A 21,244-nucleotide genomic window follows, 5' to 3' on the forward strand; every position below is an offset into this window, starting at 1 on the left:
ATCGGTAATCCTTTTTATATTTCTCGACTATCTATTCGCTTTCTTTCTTCTAAATAACATAAGTAATCCCGCTCCAACAAACGCAAGACCAGCTCCAATTGTAGAAGCAATACTTGCACCTGTTTTCGGTAAATCACGTTCATCTTTTTCAGCTTCTTTATTTTCACTTACAGTTGTTGTTTCTTTTGTATTTTGATCATCTGTTGTAGTTTGTCCAGATCCAGTATTGTTTCCATCTTGCTTTGGTTCATTACCATTATTACCTTCTTCTGTTGGTGGTGTTGGGTTTTCTCCATTACCTGTTGGCGGTGTCGTTTGGTTTTCTCCACCACCTGTTGGCGGTGTTGTTTGGTTTTCTCCACCACCTGTTGGCGGTGTTGTTGGATTTCCTTCACCAGTTTCTTTATCATCATTCTTCTTCGTTATATCAATTACATATTTAGCAAATTCATTTTCAGATGGTCCAACATATGATATCTTCCCATCTTTCTTTATATAATTTTGTGCATTTGGTGAAGAATCAAATGTTGTAATTAACTTATCTGCAACAATCGGTTTAAATGTCCAATTTTTATCTGCTGTCGGATTAATAACCGGTGTTTCTTGCATATATTTCACTATGATTTGACGTGTTTCATCTTGTGATTGGTAAATAACTTCTCCTTCACTTACACCAGGGAACGTTTTACTGCTACCGCGATAATTATTTGTAGCAACGATGAACTCTTGATTGTCAGCTACTGGCTTACCTTCATATGTCATATTTACAATACGATTCGCATTTGCATTTACAACTTTTCCATCTTTATCGTATTTCGCCGGTTGTGTTACATCAATTTCGTATTTTAAGCCATCTAAAATATCGAAGTTATATGTAGGATAGCCTATATTTACTAACGGCTGTTCTTCTGTTTTCGTTGGATCAATTTGATTAAACTGACCTGCAGACATTTCAAGCCATTCTTTCACTTGTGCCCCATTTACTTTTACAGCATATAACGTATTTGGATACACGTATAAATCTGCAACGTTTTTAATTGCTAACGTTCCAGCTGGAATATCCGTATAATATGTAGCACCGTTTCGGCCACCTGCTTTAAATGGTGCACCTGCAGATAAAACCGGAATATCTTTAATCTTTTCGTACTCTGGTTTTTTAAGTTCTTGTTCTACATACCATTTTTGCGCATTTGTCACAATTTGTACGGAAGGATCATCTTGTACTAATGAAAAATAACTATTAATTGGTGCTTTCGTTTCACCTACAGGTGTATTTACATAGTCGATTGTCGCTTGATGCTCATCTTTAATTTCATTAACTAATTTTTGATCAGATTCTACTAATGGGGTACCTTTACTATTAGCAATCGGACGAAGTTGCGGCTTAGATTGATCTTTTTGTACTTCCCATTTTCCGTTTACCTTTTTCAATTGCATATCAATAATACCTAAGTTACTACCAAAAACACCAGGCATTACAACCGGAACACCATTAAATACGTCCTTCACTTCAGTATGTGAATGTCCCATTAATACTGCATCTACGCCAGGAACTTGTGTTGCTAAATGATATGATGCATTTTCCATTTTATTCGCTTCTTTATATTCGCTCTTATCGACCCCTGAATGAGCCAATGCAACGATAATATCTGCACCCTCATCTTGCATTTTCTTCACCATTATTCTTGCTGTTGCGACGATGTCTTTCGCTTTTACTTTTCCTTCTAAGTTCGCTTTATCCCAGTTCATGATTTGTGGTGGAACAAATCCCATTACACCAATTTTCACTATTTGTTTTTGGCCTGCTTCATCCACTACTTCTTTCTTTAAAATATGATATGGTTTAAAATAATTTTCATCGTTCTCTTCCTTATCATCATGGTCAACTTTATAGACATTCGAGTTAATAACCGGGAAATCCGTTTTTTCAATCACTTTGTTTAAATAATCTAAACCGTAGTTAAATTCATGATTCCCAAGAGAGATGACGTCATACTTCATTAAATTTCATTACACGATATAATGGATGTGTATAACTAGGATCCACACGATTCTTCGGATCTTTTATTTTATTCGCTACATAATCTCCAAGCGGTGTCCCTTGTAATGCATCTCCATCATCAAATAGGACAGAGTTCTTCACTTCTTCACGTGCTTTATTAACGAGTGTTGCCGTTTGTACGAGACCTACTTTATTATCTGTTTTCGTTTGATAATAATCGTAATTCATTAAGTTAACGTGAATATCTGATGTTTCTAGAATTCGTAAGTTAACTGTACTCTCCCCAGTGTTCTCATCTGCATGAGCTGTTGCTGGCATTACTTGCGGTGCCATTACACCAATCGCAAGAGTTGCTCCAGCTAGCATTTTTTTTGACTTTTTCACAAAAAATCCCCCTTATACAATTACCAGAAATAATGAAATGAATCCCTATCTGTCTCTAACCACATACCTTTTTTCTTCTATTAGAGACACAATTTTCATTTCACCCTGCGCTAACGAGTAGTCCCCTTAAACGCCCGATTGATGAAGACTATTAATTAAAAGGAAATAAAGCTCCCACTAGTTAAAGTTTCACCTTATCTGACATTATCATATATAAAGTTCTTTCCTATCGTCAATATTTTTTGACAAACTTCAACAAATTTTCTGTAAAGTTATTATAAACTTTTCATAAACATATAATATGCCCTTACATTGCTAATACTGCTGAATATGATACAATTACCAATTACAAGGAGGATGAATTTATGAAAAAAGTCATCTTAACAATTGTTTGTCTCCTCCTTCTGATCATTTCTTATTCTTATTTTGAAAAGAACGACGAGACAAAACAAAATGAATCTGAAGAAAAAACAGAAAAAACATCTGCCCCAAATTGGATTGATAAGCAAACAAACGAATCTTTTTATCATCTTGTATTAGGTGATTCACTCGCTAAAGGATACGGATCGACACAAGGTGGATTTGCTGAATTAGCTTCTAAGCAAATAGAAGCACAAATTCATAAACCAATTACAGTAGAAAACCTTGGGGTAAACGGTCTTACAACAGATCGTCTCGCTAAAAAAGTTCAATCAGAAGATGTAAAGGAAAAAATTAGAGCAGCAAATATAATTACAATTAATATTGGAGGAAATAATTTATTTCGTTTAAATCGTGATGTTGGTGTTATAGATGGTATAAAAATGTTAAATAAAGAAAAAGCTCATTTTGAAGCGGATATAAAAAGTATTGTAAAGACAGTTCGAGATCAAAATCCGGATGCTTTACTCATTCTCTCAGAACTCTATAACCCATTACAACTCGATGACTCCATCGCAAGTTATGCAGATATGTTTTTAGATGGCTGGAATGAATCTGTTTATTCCATTTCCAAAACAAATCAACCATCTATCGTTTTACCAATTCGCAAATTAATATCGAATGATAAAAAAGAGTTATTATTTGACCAAGTACACCCAAATGATAACGGCTATGCAATTATTGCCAATACATTTACAAAGCAAGTGTTATCCTACAAATATTAAAGCGACCATGAAACAATTCTATTTTTATAACATGTCTTTTTTGTTACAATGATAGTGGAAGGGGGCCTTTATATGGAATCACGCGAGTGGGAACGTATTGTTGATCATCTTCTTTCGCTAGTGCCTCTTTTTTATCGCAAATTTATGCTTCCTGGAGAATTTTCTTCTCAAAGACATATGCCGCCATCACATACACAAGTATTACTGCTTTTGCATGAAAACGGCACATTAGCAGTTTCCGAAATCGGCAAGCGGCTAGCGATTTCACGGCCTAACATGACACCTCTATTAAACAAACTTATTCAAGAAGAACTAATAGAGCGTCATTATAGCGAAAAAGATCGACGGGTCATTTTAATTTCTCTAACAGCTGAAGGGAAATTATTAGTAAATCAGTATCAGCAATTCATTTTAGACAAACTAAAAGAAAATTTCCAAACATTATCTGAGGAAGAGCGCGAAAAGCTCATTCATTCTCTTCAAACCATTCAAAATTTAATTTTGAAAACAAACGTATAAAGCTGCTTCTAAATAGAAGCAGCTTTATGATTCGTAATAATTACCATAGTACACATTGGAATATGGCCATGTTGTTAAATATGGTTTTTTTTCCTGTGTAGGCTGTTGTTGTGGTAATTGTGGTATTTGTGATAATTGCTGTAATTGTTGTTGCCGATATAATTCGTATTGTCTACTCGTATCATAAACCGGATAATAATTTACATATGGATATACTTGAGGTACGTAATAATAATACATTATCCTCTCCTCCTTTTTCTTAAACATATTCAAAGGAGAAAATGGATGTGACATTGTTTATAATTGCACAAGTGGTTCTCTCACTCGTTTCTTCCTTTTCTTCAAGCGTAACTTACGGTTCTTTTCGTATAAATAATGCACAACGAAATACGAAATGAGACCAAACACAACTCCTAAAATCGTCATTCCAATTAATACATACACTTCACTTTGTAATAAGCTCTTTAATATCGTAAAAATGTGACTTGAAAACAAGTCCGATATCGTAAATGGTTCATGATGAATTTTCTGTACATGAAATGGATAAATCATTTTTCCTAGCGCATACGCAAGCGGAAATAAAAATACTGGGAGAAACGATATTTTCCCAATAATATTGCCAATAACTGCCGCAGGAAAAGATCCCTTTGCTAACCTGACGATTGGATAAAATATTACATATACGAGCGATGCCGTATAAATGACTAACATTTCTAAGCCGAATCCTATAGCAAACCCTAACGATACTTTCTTTGCGCCTTCTGGCGATCGAAGCAACTTATAATATTGAAACTTTAATATTCTCCACATCCGCTGAAAAAACGAATATGTTTTCTTAGTTGTTTTCACCCTCATCATCTCTTTAACTATATTTTTATATGTAGTATGTCCTTACACACTCTGAAAAACAAATTTAGTTTTCTCTTTTATTATAAATGATATCGAAATGGTTAACTAAATATACATATGACATTTTAATATAAAAAAACCTCCCTTTTAGGAAGGCTCTTCTACATTTTTAAATAAACTCACTAATAACGCTTTTTGAGCATGCAATCGATTACCAGCTTGCTCAAAGACGATAGACTGCGGTCCATCTATAATTTTTCCTGTTACTTCTTCTTCACGATGGGCAGGTAAACAGTGTAAGAAACGATATGTTTGCTTCGCATGCTTAACAAGTTCGTTATTGATTTGGTAAGGTTGAAATAAAGAATATTTCTCTTCTTCGCCCTCTTGCCCCATGCTCATCCAAACGTCAGTATAAATGAAATCAGCTTCATTCACCGCTAATTCAGGATCATGCAAAACTTCAATTTCAGCTCCTGTTTCCTTGGCAATCGCTAACGCTTTTTTTACAATCTCTTCATTCGGTTCATATCCTACAGGCGTTGCAACAGTCATATGCATTCCGACTTTTGCACTCGCTAGCAACAATGAATGACATACATTATTTCCGTCACCTACGTAAGCCAATTTTATTCCTTTAAATGTATTTGTTTCTTCATATATTGTCATGAGGTCTGCCAATGCTTGACAAGGATGATGATCATCCGTTAAACCGTTAATAACAGGAATACTCGATTCTTTTGCAAGCTCTTCTACATCCGCGTGCGAGAATGTACGTATCATAATCCCGTCAATATACTGCGATAATACTTTCGCAGTATCTGAAACAGTTTCTCCTCTTCCCATTTGCATCTCTTTTCCACTTAAAAACATACCATGTCCCCCGAGTTGTACCATTCCCGCTTCAAAAGATACACGAGTACGAGTTGAATGCTTATCAAAAATAAGCCCTAATATTTTGCCTTGTAATAAAGGCTCTTGCTTATTCTTTTTTAAATATATAGCGAACTCAATTAAAGAAATAATTTCTTCTTTCGTTAATTCTTCTAGTGTTAAAAGATCTTTCGTATTTAATTTCGGTACTTGTACAGTTGACATGAAACTTCCCCCTTATATGATTGATACGTTTTTTGTACAAACTACTTTTTTTATTATATATACTGCCTGTTCTAACTCTTCATTCGTGACAATGAGTGGCGGTAATAGTCTTATAACATTAGGGCCTGCTTGTAATACGAGAAGTCCTTCGTTTTCTAGTTGTTCTATAAAACTTGCAACTTCATGCTTACACTCAATCCCAATCATAAGCCCTTTACCACGTATATTTTGAATACATTCGACATGCTGTAATTCCTCTTGCAACTTCTCTAATACGTACTCGCCTTTTTCTTGTACTTCTTTTAAAAACGATGGTTTTTTACTCACTTGCAATACTTCTTTCGCTGCAGCCATCGCGATGTAATTCCCGCCAAAAGTTGAACCGTGCGATCCTGCAGTAAACGACGTTCCGAGCTCTTTCCCGCCAATCATCGCTCCGACAGGAATCCCATTCCCAAGTGCCTTTGCAACGGTAACGATATCAGGCTCTATTCCCACTTGTTCATAAGCGAATAGTGTTCCAGTTCTTCCTATCCCCGTTTGTACTTCGTCTATAATAAATAAGGAACCGAACTTATTACATAATGTTTCAATCTCTTTCAAAAAAGATAGATCAACAGGTATTACTCCTCCCTCTCCTTGAACTACTTCTACCATTACCGCCGCAACTTCTTCATTCATTACTTCCTCTAATGCTTTAATATCGTTAAAAGGGATATGTAAAAAAGATGGAAGTAATGGACCAAATCCTTCTTTTACCTTATCTTGGCCTGTTGCACTCATCGTTCCAAATGTTCTACCGTGAAAAGACTGCTGGCATGTTACGACGAGAGATTTTCCAGTATGCTTACGTGCTAACTTTAAAGCCGCTTCATTTGCCTCTGCCCCACTATTACAGAAAAACACATAATCTAATGCTCTATTTTCTGTTAATAATGACGCAACTTCTTCTTGTAAGCTGTTTGTAAACAGGTTAGATATATGCCATATATCATCAAGTTGCTCTTGTACACCTTTGAGAACAGTAGGGTGACAATGTCCTAAATTACATACGCCAATTCCTGATGTAAAATCTAAATATTCCTTACCTTTATTATCAATAACTTTCGTTCCAGTTCCCTTTACAAACTCAATAGTTCTTCTGCCATACGTTTGAAAAAGATGACTCGTCATGCAATACTCACACCTTTCGTTACCGTCGTTCCAATACACTCTCCCGTAACCTCAGTAAAATCTTTTGTACCATTCACAATACTTATCTTTTGCACTCCCATTTTTAATGATGCTAGTGCCGCCTGTACTTTTGGAATCATCCCACCTGTAATAACACCTGTTTCTATAAAAGTTGCAATTTCAGATTCATCCGTTTCCTTTACCAAATTCCCTTCATGTAATATTCCATCTACATCCGTAATAAAAACAAGCTCTTTTGCTCCTAACGCGGCCGCAATCCCAGCCGCAGCATTGTCCGCATTTATGTTATAAATTTCATTACCATTTACCCCGATTGGAGCAATAACAGGAATATACTCCATATTTATTAATCCTTTTAATAAAGCTGTTTCTACATAACTTACTTCCCCTACATATCCTATCTCTTCGCTGACAGGTTGAATTTGAAGTAAATTGCCGTCACACCCTGAACAACCTACCGCAAGTAAATTATGCTTTTGTAAATTCATTACGAGTTTTTTATTCGTACTTCCGCATAGCACCATTTGAACAACATCCATAACTTCTTTTGGTGTTATCCGTAATCCATCTCTTTTTTCTACGTTGATGTTACAATCTTTTAATTTGGCATCAATTTCTGGTCCACCACCATGAACAATCACTACTTTATACTTCTGCTGTAATTTCTTTATACATTCAAAAAACACATCATTTAATTGATTCAACATACTACCGCCGCATTTCACTACAATATAATCGCTCATCTTCTCTCTCCTTATGTACGATAACAAGCATTTATTTTCACATATTCATAGCTTAAGTCACAGCCCCAAGCTGATCCTGTCTCTTCACCTAAGTGTAAGTACACATTAATGACTATTTCATCTTCTTGTAACCTCTCTTTCATTTTTTCTTCAGAAAATGTTTGAGGCTCACTATTTTTTAATACCGATATAGATTGAAGAGTAATGTCAATTGTGTTCGGATTAATAGCTACTTCACTTTGTCCAATACTGCTAATAATTCGCCCCCAGTTTGGGTCTTCACCATGTATTGCTGTTTTCACAAGACTCGAACCGACTATTTGCTTTGCAATTTTTTTTGCCTCTTCATTCGTTTGAGCTCCTAGCACATTTACTTCTATTAACTTCGTAGCGCCTTCACCATCTTGCGCAATTTTTTTCGCTAAATCTTCACATACCTTCTGTAAAGCACCTACGAAAGTTTCCCAATCTGTATGTTCCATATTTATCGGCCTTGTTTCTGATAATCCACTTGCCATAACGATGACCATATCATTCGTAGAAGTATCTCCATCCACCGTAATTTGATTAAATGTATGATTCGTTATTTGTGATAACGCTGTTTGCAATACGTTATGCTCTATATGAGCATCTGTCGTAATAAAACTAAGCATCGTTGCCATATTCGGATGAATCATCCCTGAACCTTTTGCAACACCCGCAATCACCACTTTCTTCCCATCAATAATCATTTCATAGCAAGTTTCTTTCGTGATAAGATCCGTCGTTAAAATTGCTTCAGAAAAAGAATATGCTTCACTTTCTTCCTTCGTCGGTATAAGAGTTGCAACCCCCTTTCGGATTATATCCATCGGCAGTGGAACACCAATTACACCTGTTGAAGCTACTGCAACGTAATTTTCTTTCATCCCAAAATGTTCCGCCCCTAACACGCGCATCTCGTATGCGTCTTGTAATCCTTGCATTCCAGTACAAGCATTTGCATTTCCACTATTAACGATAATTGCTTGTAACTTCCCTTCTGCCGTTATACTATCCTTCGTTACTTGCAAAGGGGCTGCTTGTATTTGATTCGTTGTATACACAGCGGCACATGATGCTGGTACGTCACAAACGATTGCCCCTAAATCCTTTTTCTCCTTTTTCAGACCATTTACAGTACCAATTGCCGAAAAGCCTTTCGGCGTTACAATTGAACCATTTTCTAATTTTGTAATAGACGCTACTTTAATCATCATGTCCCCCTTATAGATAAAGCGGCATATGTTGTAAACCTGTTGTCTCTTCTAGTCCCGCTATTATGTTTGCATTTTGAATCGCTTGCCCAGCCGCGCCTTTCATCATATTGTCTATAACAGAAACGACCGTAACTCTTTCAGTTCTTTCATCGTAAGCTATGCCAATATCACAATAATTTGAGCCTCTCACTTCTTTTGGACTTGGAAATTTCCCTTGCGTACAAATTCCGGATGAAAGGCGATTGTTCATACGTTTCTTCATACAATTTTTGAAGTTGCTTTATTTCCATCTTTTGTTTTACTTTTGCATAAAGTGTAATCATAATTCCTCGTGATATCGGTATTAAATGTGTGCTAAATGTAATTGGCTGTGATTCACTATTCCATTCTGTAAGCATTTGCTCAATCTCCGGAACGTGCTGATGCTGGTTTACTTTATAGATATGTAAGTTATCGTATAGCTCAGGAAAATGAGTCATTGTTGTTGGTGTTTTTCCTGCTCCTGATACCCCTGATTTCGCATCAATAATAATTGAATCTTCTTCAATCATGCTACTACGTATTAACGGCGCTATCGCTAGCAATGTGGCTGTAGCAAAACATCCTGGGTTTGCAATTAAATTTGCCTTTTGAATCTCAGTCCTTTTCCATTCACTTAACCCATACACTGCTTTTCTAAGAATTTCTTCTTTCGCTGCTGGCCTTTTATACCACAGTTCATATGACGAAGGATCTATCATACGAAAGTCTCCAGATAGGTCAATTACTTTTAAACCTTCTGCTACTAACTTGGGAGTTAACTCCGCCGATACTCCTGCTGGTGTTGCTAGAAATACGATTTCTGCTTCTTTCCCTATTGTCTTCACATCAATTTCTTGTAACGTATGAACGAGAACATTTCGAAGATGCGGATATACATTTGTTATACACTCACCAACTTGCGAAAAAGAATGAAGAGATGCTATCGAAAAATATGGATGTTGTTCTAATAAACGAATTAATTCAATGCCCCCATATCCAGTGGCTCCAATAATTGCGACTTTCATAAGTTCCTCCTCAAATCGATTCTTTAAATTAAGTATGATTATAATATTGTATATTTATAGAGTCAATTAAATATTTATAAATTTTAAATTCTAAAAAAACTTAATTTTATTAGAAAAATAATATACTCAACCGAATTTTTATACAAAAATAGTGCATAGTAGTTTTTTTATTTCACTTCAAGTACAATAAAACAATACATACGTACATACAGGCGGGAAAAAATATGAACGAAAAATTAATTGAGAAAATGATTATAAAAAGTTTTCAGCAATATCAATGCAGTCCAATATCAAAAGAAGATCAGGAAATGCTAGTGAAACATATTCAAACGGTGACTCATTCAAATATTGAAATTGATTTATACGAGGAGATTGAGGATATTGTTTATGATTATGTGACTGGAAAACAATAAAAAATAGGAGATTTCCATGTGGAAATCTCCTATTTTTTACTTAATGATTTACCTGCTACACGTTCAAATAAACCTGGGAATAAAGCATAAAGTTTTGGACCAATTCCCATCCACTTCGGTAAGTTTACTTCACGTTTTTTTCGTGTGCATCGACTTTACGATTTGTTCTGCTACGTATGTTGGTTTTAACATGTAACGTCCCATATTCTTTACATATGTACCAGATTGATCCGCTATTTCAAAAAAGTTTGTATCTATCGGACCCGGATTAATTGCTGTAACATAAATATCTGTATTCGCTAATTCCATGCGTAAACTATTCGTAAATCCTAATACAGCATGTTTCGTTGCTGCATACGCACTTGATTTCGGAGTTGCAATTTTTCCAGCAAGTGAAGCAATATTAATAATATGTCCTTCGTTCTTGTTTACCATATAAGGTAGTACCGCTTTCGTACATGCTACTAATCCAAATACATTTACTTGGAACATATCTTTTACTTCACCCATTGACGCATCTTCAAACGTTTTAAAAATACCAAATCCCGCATTGTTTACTAATATATCAATACGTCCCACTTCTTGTAATACCTTTGAAAAAACAGACTGTACTTCCATCTCTTCACTTACATCTAATACATAATAATAGCAAGGCGTATTATAAGTTTCTTTAATTTTGTCTACTAACGCTTGTAGTTTCTCTTCTGTTCGAGCCATTAATACTGGAGTCGCTCCCTGTGCTGCAACTTGCATTGCAACTTGCTCACCAATCCCACTAGAAGCACCTGTAATGACGATTACTTTATTTTGTAAACGTCCTGTCATTGCTGTCACCTACTTTGCATAATAAATCAATTGTTGCGATGACTCATCAATCATCACTTGTTGATTATATGCTAAATAGTCCAATTGTCCAACCGTTTCTGAAATAGTAAGTGGTAATTGTTCTTTATATAATACCGGAAATAGTTTTACACATACTTCAAATGCTGTCATTGGTTTTTCCTTTAATAACTCAAGCACTTTAAAAGCACGTGTTTCTTGCTTTTGTAATCTCGTTTCAATAAGTTGTTTCACATTTAGAACATCTTCCCCATGCCCTGATAAAATGCGTGAAATATTCATTTCGCTTAAACGCTGTAATGTTTGATTATATTGTAGTAATGGGCGTGCCCGCTCTGTTTGCCCTTCATATGGCGGTTCTAGTATTGGATTCGAAGAAATATGACTAATGAGAGCATCTCCACCAATTAATATTCCATCAGATTCTCTATATAAAGAAATATGAGTAGAAGCATGACCTGGTGTTTCAAGTACTGTAAATCCAGGCAAAGAATCAATACGATCTCCTTCTCTCACAGTATGCGTTAACGATCTATTACAAGAATATTTAAGTGTCCTCGTCGTCAATAACGACTCGTCTTTCAAAAATGCTGCTGGCACACCAAACTGTAAGGCTGTCTCTCTAAAAAATTCATGATACCGCTTTAAAAATTCTGGATTTTGTGTAATCCAAGGCTCATTCCAAGGATGTCCAATAATATTCGTCTTCTCAGAAAATATATTTAAAAGTCCACAATGATCTGCATGATGATGCGTAATGACTACTGTTTCAATATCTTCTATCGTATGTCCTAATGCACCTAATTGACTTTCTAACGCATTCCTTGCCTCTTCTGTATTCGTCCCTGTATCAATTAATGTTAATGTCTCCCCCTCAACTAAAAACACATTCACAGTTTCCACTGCAAATGGTACAGGAATCTCCATTCGGTGAATCGCCGTCATGCTTAGCCCCCCTGTCTCTTTCCGGTTCAAAAATGAATACTTCTTCAGTTTACAACTTCTATATATATTTGTCATTATTTTCAGATAAAAAGAGGTGTTTCCTATAAAAAAACGAATGTATGTACATTTATAAGAATTTCTAACCAAAATTAAAGGAGGAACATCATGTCTATTCAAAACATTTCCTTTCTCGGTGCAGGCTCTATTGCCGAAGCTATTATTGGTGGCTTGTTACATGCAAATGTCGTTAAAGGTGAACAAATTACTGTAAGTAATCGTTCTAACGAGACAAGATTACAAGAGCTACATAAAAAATACGGTGTCAAAGGTACTCATAATAAAAAAGAATTACTTACTGATGCAAATATTCTTTTTCTAGCAATGAAACCAAAGGATGTTGCAGAGGCGCTTACCCCTTTTAAAGAATACATAAATAATAACGTGCTTATTATTTCATTACTAGCAGGTGTTTCTACTGACTCAATTAGAAAACTACTTCAAAAAGACGTTCCAATTATTCGTGCAATGCCAAATACCTCCGCAGCCATTTTAAAATCAGCTACCGCTATCTCCCCTTCAAAACATGCAACAGCGGAGCATATTCGCACTGCAACATCTTTATTTGAAACGATTGGTCTCGTCTCTGTTGTAGAGGAAGAAGATATGCATGCTGTCACTGCATTATCCGGAAGTGGACCTGCTTATATTTATTACGTAGTGGAAGCTATGGAAGAAGCTGCAAAAAAAATTGGTTTAAAAGAAGATGTTGCAAAATCACTTATTCTTCAAACGATGATTGGTGCTGCTGAAATGCTAAAAGCAAGTGACAAACACCCTTCTATTTTGAGAAAGGAAATTACTTCTCCTGGTGGAACTACCGAAGCAGGTATTGAAGTATTACAAGAACATAAATTTCAACAAGCACTTATTTCTTGTATTACACAGGCAACGAAACGATCACATAATCTTGGAAAAACATTAGAACAACTAACAAAAGAAAAATAGAAAAAGGAGCTCAAGTTTATTTGAGCTCCTTTTTCTATAATTACACTTAGTTATTGTTCTTCCCAAAAATCTCTTCTTGCAGGCGACGACCAGTCGGCGTTGCTGCAAGTCCACCTTCTGCTGTTTCACGAAGTGCTACTGGCATCGTTTGTCCGATTCTAAACATTGCCTCAATTACTTCATCACATGGAATTGTACTCGTTACACCAGCTAATGCTAAATCTGCTGAAATCATCGCATTCGCAGCTCCTGCTGCATTACGTTTTACACAAGGTACTTCTACAAGTCCTGCAACAGGATCACACACTAAACCAAGCATGTTCTTTAATGAAATTGCCATCGCTGTAGCTGCTTGATCTTGTGTTCCACCAGCCATCTCAACTGCAGCTGCAGCCGCCATTCCACTTGCTGAACCAACTTCAGCTTGGCATCCTCCCGCTGCACCAGAAATACAAGCGTTATTCGCAACAACCATACCGAAAGCTCCTGCTGTAAATAAGAATTCAATCATTTCTTCACGTGTAGGCTGCAATTTTTCTCTTAGTGCAAATAGTACACCTGGCACTGTTCCAGCAGAACCTGCTGTTGGTGTTGCACAAATAATTCCCATCGCTGCGTTTACTTCATTTGTTGCAACAGCTTTGCTTACTGCATCCAAAATCGTATCTCCAGATAAGCCTTTTCCGCTCTTCATATACGCTTGAACTTTTACAGCATCTCCACCAGTTAAACCAGTTGGTGATTTCACGCCGCGAATACCACGTTCTACTGCTTGCTCCATCCCGACTAAGTTCTTTTCCATACCAGCAATTACTTCTTCACGTGAAATACTTCTTGTTTCCATTTCACATTGAATCATAATTTCTGCGATTTTTACATTTTGTTCTTTAGCTTGCGCCACTAGTTCCGCTGCGTTCCGAAACATGGTGTGTCCCCCCTGCAATTATTCCATAATAGTTACTTGACAAATATTTTGTTGCGCTTTTATTTCTTCAATTACTTCATCTGCTAATAATTCATCTGTTTCAATGACCATAAGCGCTCTTCTTCCTTTTTCTTTACGAGAAACACTCATTGTGCTAATGTTAATCTCATGTTTCGCAAGGATTGAAGCTACCGCTGCAATAGCACCGAAGCGATCGTTATTTACAATAAGTAGTGCTGGGCTCGTGCCTGATAATTGAAGATCGAATCCGTTTAATTCTACAACTTCAATTTTACCGCCACCAATTGAGCAAGCAACAACTTCAATTTCATCTTCACCTTTATACAAACGAATTCTCGCTGTATTTGGGTGAGGTGCATTGGCATCTTCTTCAATGAATTCCACTTCAATTTCGCGCTCTTTTGCTATTTCTAGCGCCTCTGGAATACGTAAGTCATCTGTTTCAAATCCTAATATTCCACCGATTAGTGCTACATCCGTACCATGCCCTCGATACGTCTTTGCAAATGATCCATATAACGAAATGCTTACTCTTTCTGGTTCATGACGAAACAGCTGGCGAGCAACTTGCCCCATTCTTGCTGCGCCTGCTGTATGTGAACTTGATGGTCCAATCATAACTGGACCGATAATATCAAATACTGAGCGATACTTCATCATAACTCCCCCTAAACCTCTATGAAAAAATTTATTCTACTATTCTATTAAGCTGCTACATCTGTCGCTTTTCCAGTTGTACCACGAATTTGTTCTGCTGTACGAATTGGATAGTTTTTGAATAAAAGTAATCCAATATAACCTGAAATAATACCAGTTATCATAATACATAAGAATCTTAGCATTATTTTCATTTAAAAATGATACAAGATAATCCAGAATAAAGTCTGGTAGCAATCCAAAGTTTAACACAGAAGCCATTGCAAGCATAGCATAAACAAGTGATATAACCATTGCTAATGCAGCTAAATTTGCACCCGCTATTCCGCCTAGACTACCTGCTGATGTTCTGAACTCTTTTAAAGAGTGGTATACCAATTAAATCTCCACTACCTTATTAATAAAAAGCTTCTACTAAGGAACTCGCAATAGCTACACTTGCTAATCATATCGTTTAGCTAAAAAGTGAAAAAGACTTATGACAAATAATAGTAATATCTTTCCTATTATAATTCTCGTGTTACTCTCTCATGATTTAGTCAACTTCACTTGTTACGATAATGACTAAAATACATGCGACTTATCATAAATTATAATCTGCCCTCATTATAGCTTGTTTTTTATAAAACGCTTACTTTTGTTGAATTTTAAAAGTTCTGAATAAAAGTCCATTTCTGCTATTTGTATCACTTGTATGTCATCTGACTTATATAACAGTTTTTCTAAATAATCATTATTTCGTATTTTTATCCTATATATTCAAACCATCCTAATTTTCTGTATCATCCAAGTATAAGTATAAAATAATAACAGTTTTATTTTTAAATTTTTTTAGACATAAAAAAATGGTAACCCGCTGTTACCATTTTTTACAAAATAATTATTTTTCTACTGGGAATGATTTCAAATCTGTCGCTATTTCTGTATTAGAAAACAACTCTCTAGCCTCTTTCAATAATTCCTTATATGTATCTCCTTGATAGCGAGAACTAATGTGAGTTAATATTAGTCGCTTCGCATTTGCCTGAAGTGCAATGCTCGCAGCTTGCTTAGATGTAGAATGAAAATAATCATACGCTTGTTGCTCATCTTCTGCTGCGAAAGTCGCTTCATGGACAAGTACATCTGCATCTTGCGCAAGCTCCCTACTCGCTTCGCAATATCGCGTATCACCTAAGATAGTAATAATTCTTCCTTTTTGAGGTGGGCCGATAAACTCATTTCCATTTAATATCGTGCCATCCTCTAATTCAACTACTTCACCATCTTTTAAACGTTTAAAGATTGGACCTGGTTTCACACCCATCTCAAGCAACTTATCAACTAAAAGAGCACCTTGTATATCTTTCTCTACAATACGATATCCAAAGCATTCTATACCGTGTGACAATCTTTTCGTTTCTACATAAAATTCATTATCTTCAAATACGGTACCTTCTTCTGTTATCTCCACAACTTCAAGTGGATATTTCACATGTGTCGTACTTACCGATAATGCCACTTCAATAAATTGTTTAATTCCTTTCGGTCCATACACCGTTAAAGGCGTAGTTCCTCCTTGAAATGAACGGCTACCTAATAAACCAGGCAATCCAAAAATATGATCGCCATGTAAATGCGTAATAAATATTTTTTCAATGCGGCGCGGACGTACAGATGTATGTAATATTTGATGTTGCGTGGCCTCACCACAATCAAATAACCAAGTTTGTCCTCGTTCTTCTAACAATTGTAAAGCAATTGCTGAAACGTTCCTTCCTTTTGAAGGAACACCTGCACCAGTTCCTAAAAATACAAATTCCACTTTCTTTCCTCCAGCTCTAAATATACTCTATCTCTCATCTTACGGAATGTTATTTCAAATGGCAAATTGAATTTACATAACCAAACATCTAGACAACTATATAACACGAACATTATACTCAAAAAATTTAGCTATCGTTCGTGTTTTGTGTTAAAATAATTATACTACATTTTAAGGGAGCGTTTTATTATGAAAGAAGTATTTCGTTTACAAACTGATTTTTCATCTTCATTTGATCGCTGGGTAAGTTCTTTCGTGTCTGATCACCCAGCACAATTAGAATGGACAACTTTAAAGGAATTAATCCATGAATATACAACATCACATACAAATGATACGTTACCAGCATATATTTCTTCAGCTTTAACATATTACGCCCAACGCGTTTCAACTACAAACAGTTCAGAGATTGTTATTTTTGAAAACCCTACAATCTCGTAATCTATAATAAAAAAGCACTGGTTACAGTGTTTTTTTATTTATACTTATTTAACAAATGATCATATTCCATCCAAAAGTCGGTATACATACTTCGCTCAAACTCATCTAAAATTATCTTCTCACTTGATTTATTGAATAATTCTTTTGCCTGTAGCGCAAAAGAAACAATTTGTTTTCTATATTCATTTTCATTTACTTCTATATGAAGCCCTTCATAGTATATAGCCTTTTGATCAGTAGAAATAACTTTGACAAAATCCTTTAAAACCACATTTTCACCTATATGGTTTATAGTCCAATGAATTGAAATTGGGCATCCTAACATGAGCATAGTGCCACATCCGTGCAAAATAAGCCCCTCTTCATTTTCAATATCACAAATATATTCTTTATCTAAAGTTCGTAACAAAGCTAAAGCTGATTCACTTATTCCCCATTCCTCATCCATACCTGTTTGTGTAATAATCGTTCCATCCACATTTAAATAAATTTCCCCGTGAGAACATAAATCTTCCTGCTCATTAAACAACCACTTTTGATTCTCAATATTTATAATAAAATTTTGTGGTCCCATTACAAATTCCCCTTTTATAAAAATATTTATTTTTCATATTATTTATAATCAATATCATACATTTCATCCCACATATCTATTATAAATCCGTTTAATATTTTAAAAACACAGATAAAAAAGATATTGACACTACAATTTTACAGTGCTAACATTCAACATGTAATTGAATATGGTCTCTGTTAGGTGAGGCTCCTGTATAGAGAAACGCTGCTGCCCAAAAATGTCGAGAGACGCCAATGGGTCAACAGGAAAGGTCGGAATGAAGGCCTTTTTTAATGTAGCTGGTTTCAGTACCTATGCTATACAGTGCTAAAACTCAACGAGGGAGAGGTGCATGTATTTTGTCATACACAAAAACTGTTTTTATTTATGTCTACTAACAGTCTTTGTTGTGGACTCTTTTAACTGCGAATTCAGACCTTTACTCGTTTTGAGTAAAGGTCTTTTTACGTCTATATGCACCTTACTATGAAACAAACATAGCATATTCAGAAACTACTAAATTGTACGGAGGTGAGGAACAGTTGGCAATTGATGATTCGGCCCAGATACCCATACGTTTTACATTCATATTTCATCATGTAGGTAGGAAAGAAACTGTTCCTCACCATTTCAAATAGTTAGGTAACAGATTGTTTCCTCCTTCATGACAGAGGAGGAACTACCGATGTTTAATTTACAAAGACAAGAAACAAAGCATGCTTATGAGCAAGATAGCATGAAAACAAATAACGAATTATTAGTGGAGGTTGCAACACAAGATGTAAGCTCTGCGTTAAAACTTTTAGAAACAACACAAGATGGATTATCTAAACAAGAAGCGTCTCGTAGACTTTCTTTATATGGTCCGAACGAAATAGCTCATAATAAAATGGCACCGTGGTACATTCAATTTCTGTCGGCATTTAAAAATCCATTTATTTTCGTTTTATTAGCTCTTGGAGCACTCTCCTTTTTCACGGATGATATGCAAGGAACAATTGTCGTATCTGCAATGGTACTACTTAGTGCAACAATTCGGTTTTCCCAAGAATTTCGTTCTCAAAAAGCTGCCGATAATTTAAAAGCTATGGTTCGAACAACTGCAAGCGTATTTAGAATAAATGGATTTGTACATGAAACAAAAAATGTAACGAATTTAAATCGAAATTACACAACAGAAATTCCAATTGAGGAACTTGTACCTGGCGATATCATTTCCCTTTCAGCCGGTGATATCATTCCAGCTGATGTGCGTATTGTATCCGCTAAAGATTTATTTGTTAATCAATCTTCTTTAACAGGGGAAGCACTTCCTGTAGAAAAATACGAACACTGCTACCATACAGAAAATAAGCATATCTTACCGACAAACATGAAAAAAAATTACAATCCACTCGATATGGAAAACCTTTGTTTCATGGGAACAAATATTGTAAGTGGTAGCGCAAAAGCTGTTGTCATCTCAACAAGTACCGATACGTATTTCGGCTCTTTAGCCAATAAGGTAATTGGAAAGCGTGTAGAAACAAACTTTGATAAAGGTGTAAACAAAGTAAGCTGGCTCTTAATTACATTCATGCTTATTATGGTACCTATTGTTCTTCTCATTAATGGATTCACAAAAGGTGATTGGCAAGAAGCTTTCTTCTTCGCTATTGCCGTCGCTGTTGGCCTTACACCTGAAATGTTACCAATGATTGTAACTGCTAATTTAGCTAAAGGTGCCGTTAAAATGTCTAAACAAAAAGTAATTGTAAAACAGCTAAATTCTATTCAAAACTTAGGTGCTATGAACATTCTTTGTACAGATAAAACCGGAACTTTAACAGAAGATAACGTTGTCCTTGTTCGTCACTTAGATCCCAAGGGAAATGAATGCAATCGCGTCTTGCAATTTGCCTATTTAAATAGTTTCTATCAAACTGGATTGAAAAATTTAATAGATAAAGCTGTTATTAAGCATACAGAGGAAAACAATACATTTAATCCATCAGCTTTTCAAAAGCTAGATGAAATTCCATTCGATTTCGCCCGCCGGCGTATGTCAGTCATCGTAAAGGATATTTCAGGTGAACATACAATGGTTTGTAAAGGTGCCGTAGAAGAAATTTTATCAATTTGTAACTACACTGAAGTGGATGAAAAAATCGTTCCACTCACCGAGGAAATACGTTCAAATGTCAAAAAAATAAGTGAGACACTAAATAGTGAAGGTATGCGGGTTATTGCTGTGGCTTATAAAAAAGATAGAAGAATAAATGATACAGAGTACACAGTAAAAGACGAAACTGATATGATTCTCGCTGGATATATCGGCTTTTTAGATCCACCGAAACCATCTGCAGCAGCTGCAATTCAAGCATTACAGAAACATGGTGTACAAGTGAAAATTTTAACTGGCGATAACGAAATTGTTACAAGAAAGGTTTGTAAAGAAGTTGGATTAGATATCTGCGAACCAATCCTCGGTTACGAGATTGATTCTTTACCAGATAAAGCATTAGCAAGACTTGCCGAAGAAACGACTGTATTTGCGAAGCTTAATCCCATGCAAAAATCTCGTATTATACACGCATTACAAGGAAATGGACACACTGTAGGTTACATGGGAGACGGCATTAACGATGCTGTAGCATTACGTGAAGCTGATGTCGGAATATCTGTTGATACTGCTACTGATATTGCGAAAGAAGCTTCCGATATTATTCTACTTGAAAAAAGTTTAACTATATTAGAAGCAGGGATTTTAGAAGGACGTACTACATTCGGAAATATTTTAAAATATATTAAGATGACAGCTAGCTCTAACTTCGGTAATGTGTTTAGCGTGTTAGTAGCAAGTGCTTTCATTCCTTTTTTACCGATGCTTGCCATTCATCTTTTAATTCAAAACTTACTTTATGATATTTCACAACTTTCTATTCCATGGGACAAAATGGATAAAGAGTTTCTAGAAAAACCACGAAAATGGGATACTGCAAACTTACGAAACTTCATTATTTGTATCGGCCCAATTAGTTCTATATTTGATATTATCACATACGTAGTCATGTGGAATGTATTTGGTGCAAATACACCGAGCGAGCAATCATTATTCCAGTCCGGTTGGTTTGTCGTTGGGTTGTTAACACAAACTTTAATTGTTCACATGATAAGAACACAAAAGATTCCATTTATTCAAAGTACTGCATCAACACCAGTCGTTTTATTAACCGCTCTTATTATGGCAATCGGGATTTATATTCCATTCTCACCACTTGGTGCAGCCGTTGGTTTACAAGCATTGCCACTTAACTATTTCCCTTGGTTAGTAGGAATACTATTAGGCTACGCTTTTTTAACACAATTCCTGAAAAAGCTTTATATTAAAAAGTTTCATAGCTGGTTGTAAAAATAAGAATGAGTGGGTATCCCCC

At 35.6% G+C, this 21,244-nt stretch carries 17 protein-coding genes, 3 pseudogenes and 1 riboswitch; of the genes and pseudogenes, 6 read left to right on the forward strand and 14 right to left on the reverse strand.

Annotated elements, in window-relative coordinates; all coding sequences use genetic code 11:
• Positions 1-27: 27 nt before the first annotated feature.
• Positions 28-2,386, reverse strand: a pseudogene (cpdB, locus tag BC_RS20575) (bifunctional 2',3'-cyclic-nucleotide 2'-phosphodiesterase/3'-nucleotidase).
• Positions 2,387-2,751: 365 nt separating this feature from the next.
• On the opposite strand from cpdB, the gene BC_RS20580 reads away from it, so the two are divergent.
• Both BC_RS20580 and BC_RS20585 read left to right on the forward strand, forming a co-directional pair.
• Complete coding sequence (locus BC_RS20580; RefSeq protein ID WP_000755851.1) at positions 2,752-3,531, forward strand: GDSL-type esterase/lipase family protein; 780 nt, start codon at positions 2,752-2,754, stop codon at positions 3,529-3,531.
• A 72-nt stretch (positions 3,532-3,603) separates the two neighbouring features.
• Positions 3,604-4,050 (forward strand): MarR family winged helix-turn-helix transcriptional regulator, encoded by a 447-nt coding sequence (locus tag BC_RS20585; protein WP_000445819.1) that lies wholly within the window; start codon positions 3,604-3,606, stop codon positions 4,048-4,050.
• A 24-nt stretch (positions 4,051-4,074) separates the two neighbouring features.
• Here BC_RS20585 and BC_RS20590 read toward each other — a convergent pair whose 3' ends face one another.
• The 7 genes and pseudogenes from BC_RS20590 to argC form a co-directional block, all read right to left on the reverse strand.
• Positions 4,075-4,290, reverse strand: a complete 216-nt coding sequence (locus tag BC_RS20590; protein WP_000291956.1) for a hypothetical protein — start codon at positions 4,288-4,290, stop codon at positions 4,075-4,077.
• 57 nt (positions 4,291-4,347) lie between these two features.
• On the reverse strand, positions 4,348-4,908 hold the full coding sequence (locus BC_RS20595; RefSeq protein WP_002005691.1) for a DUF2062 domain-containing protein: 561 nt from the start codon (positions 4,906-4,908) through the stop codon (positions 4,348-4,350).
• 138 nt (positions 4,909-5,046) lie between these two features.
• Positions 5,047-5,997, reverse strand: a complete 951-nt coding sequence (argF, locus tag BC_RS20600) for an ornithine carbamoyltransferase (protein WP_000108862.1) — start codon at positions 5,995-5,997, stop codon at positions 5,047-5,049.
• 12 nt (positions 5,998-6,009) lie between these two features.
• The gene (locus tag BC_RS20605; protein WP_000200540.1) at positions 6,010-7,170 is read right to left on the reverse strand and encodes an acetylornithine transaminase; all 1,161 of its coding nucleotides are present in this window, start codon (positions 7,168-7,170) and stop codon (positions 6,010-6,012) included.
• Positions 7,167-7,934, reverse strand: a complete 768-nt coding sequence (argB, locus tag BC_RS20610; RefSeq protein WP_001286797.1) for an acetylglutamate kinase — start codon at positions 7,932-7,934, stop codon at positions 7,167-7,169. The genes BC_RS20605 and argB overlap by 4 nt, the downstream gene beginning before the upstream one ends.
• Before the next feature lie 11 nt (positions 7,935-7,945).
• Positions 7,946-9,169 (reverse strand): bifunctional glutamate N-acetyltransferase/amino-acid acetyltransferase ArgJ, encoded by a 1,224-nt coding sequence (gene argJ / locus BC_RS20615; protein ID WP_000598402.1) that lies wholly within the window; start codon positions 9,167-9,169, stop codon positions 7,946-7,948.
• Between the two features lie 10 nt (positions 9,170-9,179).
• Positions 9,180-10,218 (reverse strand): annotated as a pseudogene (argC, locus tag BC_RS20620) (N-acetyl-gamma-glutamyl-phosphate reductase).
• Positions 10,219-10,442: 224 nt separating this feature from the next.
• On the opposite strand from argC, the gene BC_RS20625 reads away from it, so the two are divergent.
• Complete coding sequence (locus tag BC_RS20625) at positions 10,443-10,631, forward strand: YqzH family protein (protein ID WP_001003222.1); 189 nt, start codon at positions 10,443-10,445, stop codon at positions 10,629-10,631.
• A 29-nt stretch (positions 10,632-10,660) separates the two neighbouring features.
• On the opposite strand, the pseudogene BC_RS20630 reads toward BC_RS20625, so the two are convergent.
• Both BC_RS20630 and BC_RS20635 read right to left on the reverse strand, forming a co-directional pair.
• Positions 10,661-11,456 (reverse strand): annotated as a pseudogene (locus BC_RS20630) (SDR family NAD(P)-dependent oxidoreductase).
• Positions 11,457-11,465: 9 nt separating this feature from the next.
• Positions 11,466-12,419 carry an MBL fold metallo-hydrolase gene (locus BC_RS20635; protein WP_000125119.1) on the reverse strand — a complete coding sequence of 318 codons (954 nt, stop codon included), beginning with the start codon at positions 12,417-12,419 and terminating at the stop codon, positions 11,466-11,468.
• A 165-nt stretch (positions 12,420-12,584) separates the two neighbouring features.
• Between BC_RS20635 and proI the strand changes: the two genes are divergently transcribed.
• Positions 12,585-13,424 (forward strand): pyrroline-5-carboxylate reductase ProI, encoded by an 840-nt coding sequence (gene proI, locus BC_RS20640; protein ID WP_000027249.1) that lies wholly within the window; start codon positions 12,585-12,587, stop codon positions 13,422-13,424.
• Between the two features lie 46 nt (positions 13,425-13,470).
• Here proI and sdaAA read toward each other — a convergent pair whose 3' ends face one another.
• The 3 genes from sdaAA to rnz form a co-directional block, all read right to left on the reverse strand.
• Positions 13,471-14,349: an L-serine ammonia-lyase, iron-sulfur-dependent, subunit alpha gene (gene sdaAA, locus BC_RS20645; RefSeq protein WP_000489455.1), complete on the reverse strand. Its 879-nt coding sequence runs from the start codon at positions 14,347-14,349 to the stop codon at positions 13,471-13,473.
• 18 nt (positions 14,350-14,367) lie between these two features.
• Positions 14,368-15,027: an L-serine ammonia-lyase, iron-sulfur-dependent subunit beta gene (sdaAB, locus tag BC_RS20650; protein ID WP_000877445.1), complete on the reverse strand. Its 660-nt coding sequence runs from the start codon at positions 15,025-15,027 to the stop codon at positions 14,368-14,370.
• Between the two features lie 880 nt (positions 15,028-15,907).
• On the reverse strand, positions 15,908-16,831 hold the full coding sequence (rnz, locus tag BC_RS20660; RefSeq protein ID WP_000397455.1) for a ribonuclease Z: 924 nt from the start codon (positions 16,829-16,831) through the stop codon (positions 15,908-15,910).
• Between the two features lie 189 nt (positions 16,832-17,020).
• Between rnz and BC_RS20665 the strand changes: the two genes are divergently transcribed.
• A complete protein-coding gene (locus tag BC_RS20665) occupies positions 17,021-17,272 on the forward strand; it encodes a DUF3932 family protein (protein ID WP_000665709.1) in 252 nt (83 codons plus the stop codon).
• 34 nt (positions 17,273-17,306) lie between these two features.
• Here BC_RS20665 and BC_RS20670 read toward each other — a convergent pair whose 3' ends face one another.
• Positions 17,307-17,846 (reverse strand): hypothetical protein, encoded by a 540-nt coding sequence (locus BC_RS20670; protein WP_000529165.1) that lies wholly within the window; start codon positions 17,844-17,846, stop codon positions 17,307-17,309.
• Between the two features lie 168 nt (positions 17,847-18,014).
• A riboswitch (M-box (ykoK) riboswitch) is annotated at positions 18,015-18,182 on the forward strand.
• Positions 18,183-18,513: 331 nt separating this feature from the next.
• Between BC_RS20670 and mgtA the strand changes: the two genes are divergently transcribed.
• Positions 18,514-21,219 carry a magnesium-translocating P-type ATPase gene (gene mgtA, locus BC_RS20675; protein WP_000482698.1) on the forward strand — a complete coding sequence of 902 codons (2,706 nt, stop codon included), beginning with the start codon at positions 18,514-18,516 and terminating at the stop codon, positions 21,217-21,219.
• Positions 21,220-21,244: the final 25 nt, after the last annotated feature.

Origin of the sequence: Bacillus cereus ATCC 14579, from assembly GCF_000007825.1 — a bacterium.
Taxonomy (GTDB): Bacteria; Bacillota; Bacilli; order Bacillales; family Bacillaceae_G; genus Bacillus_A; species Bacillus_A cereus.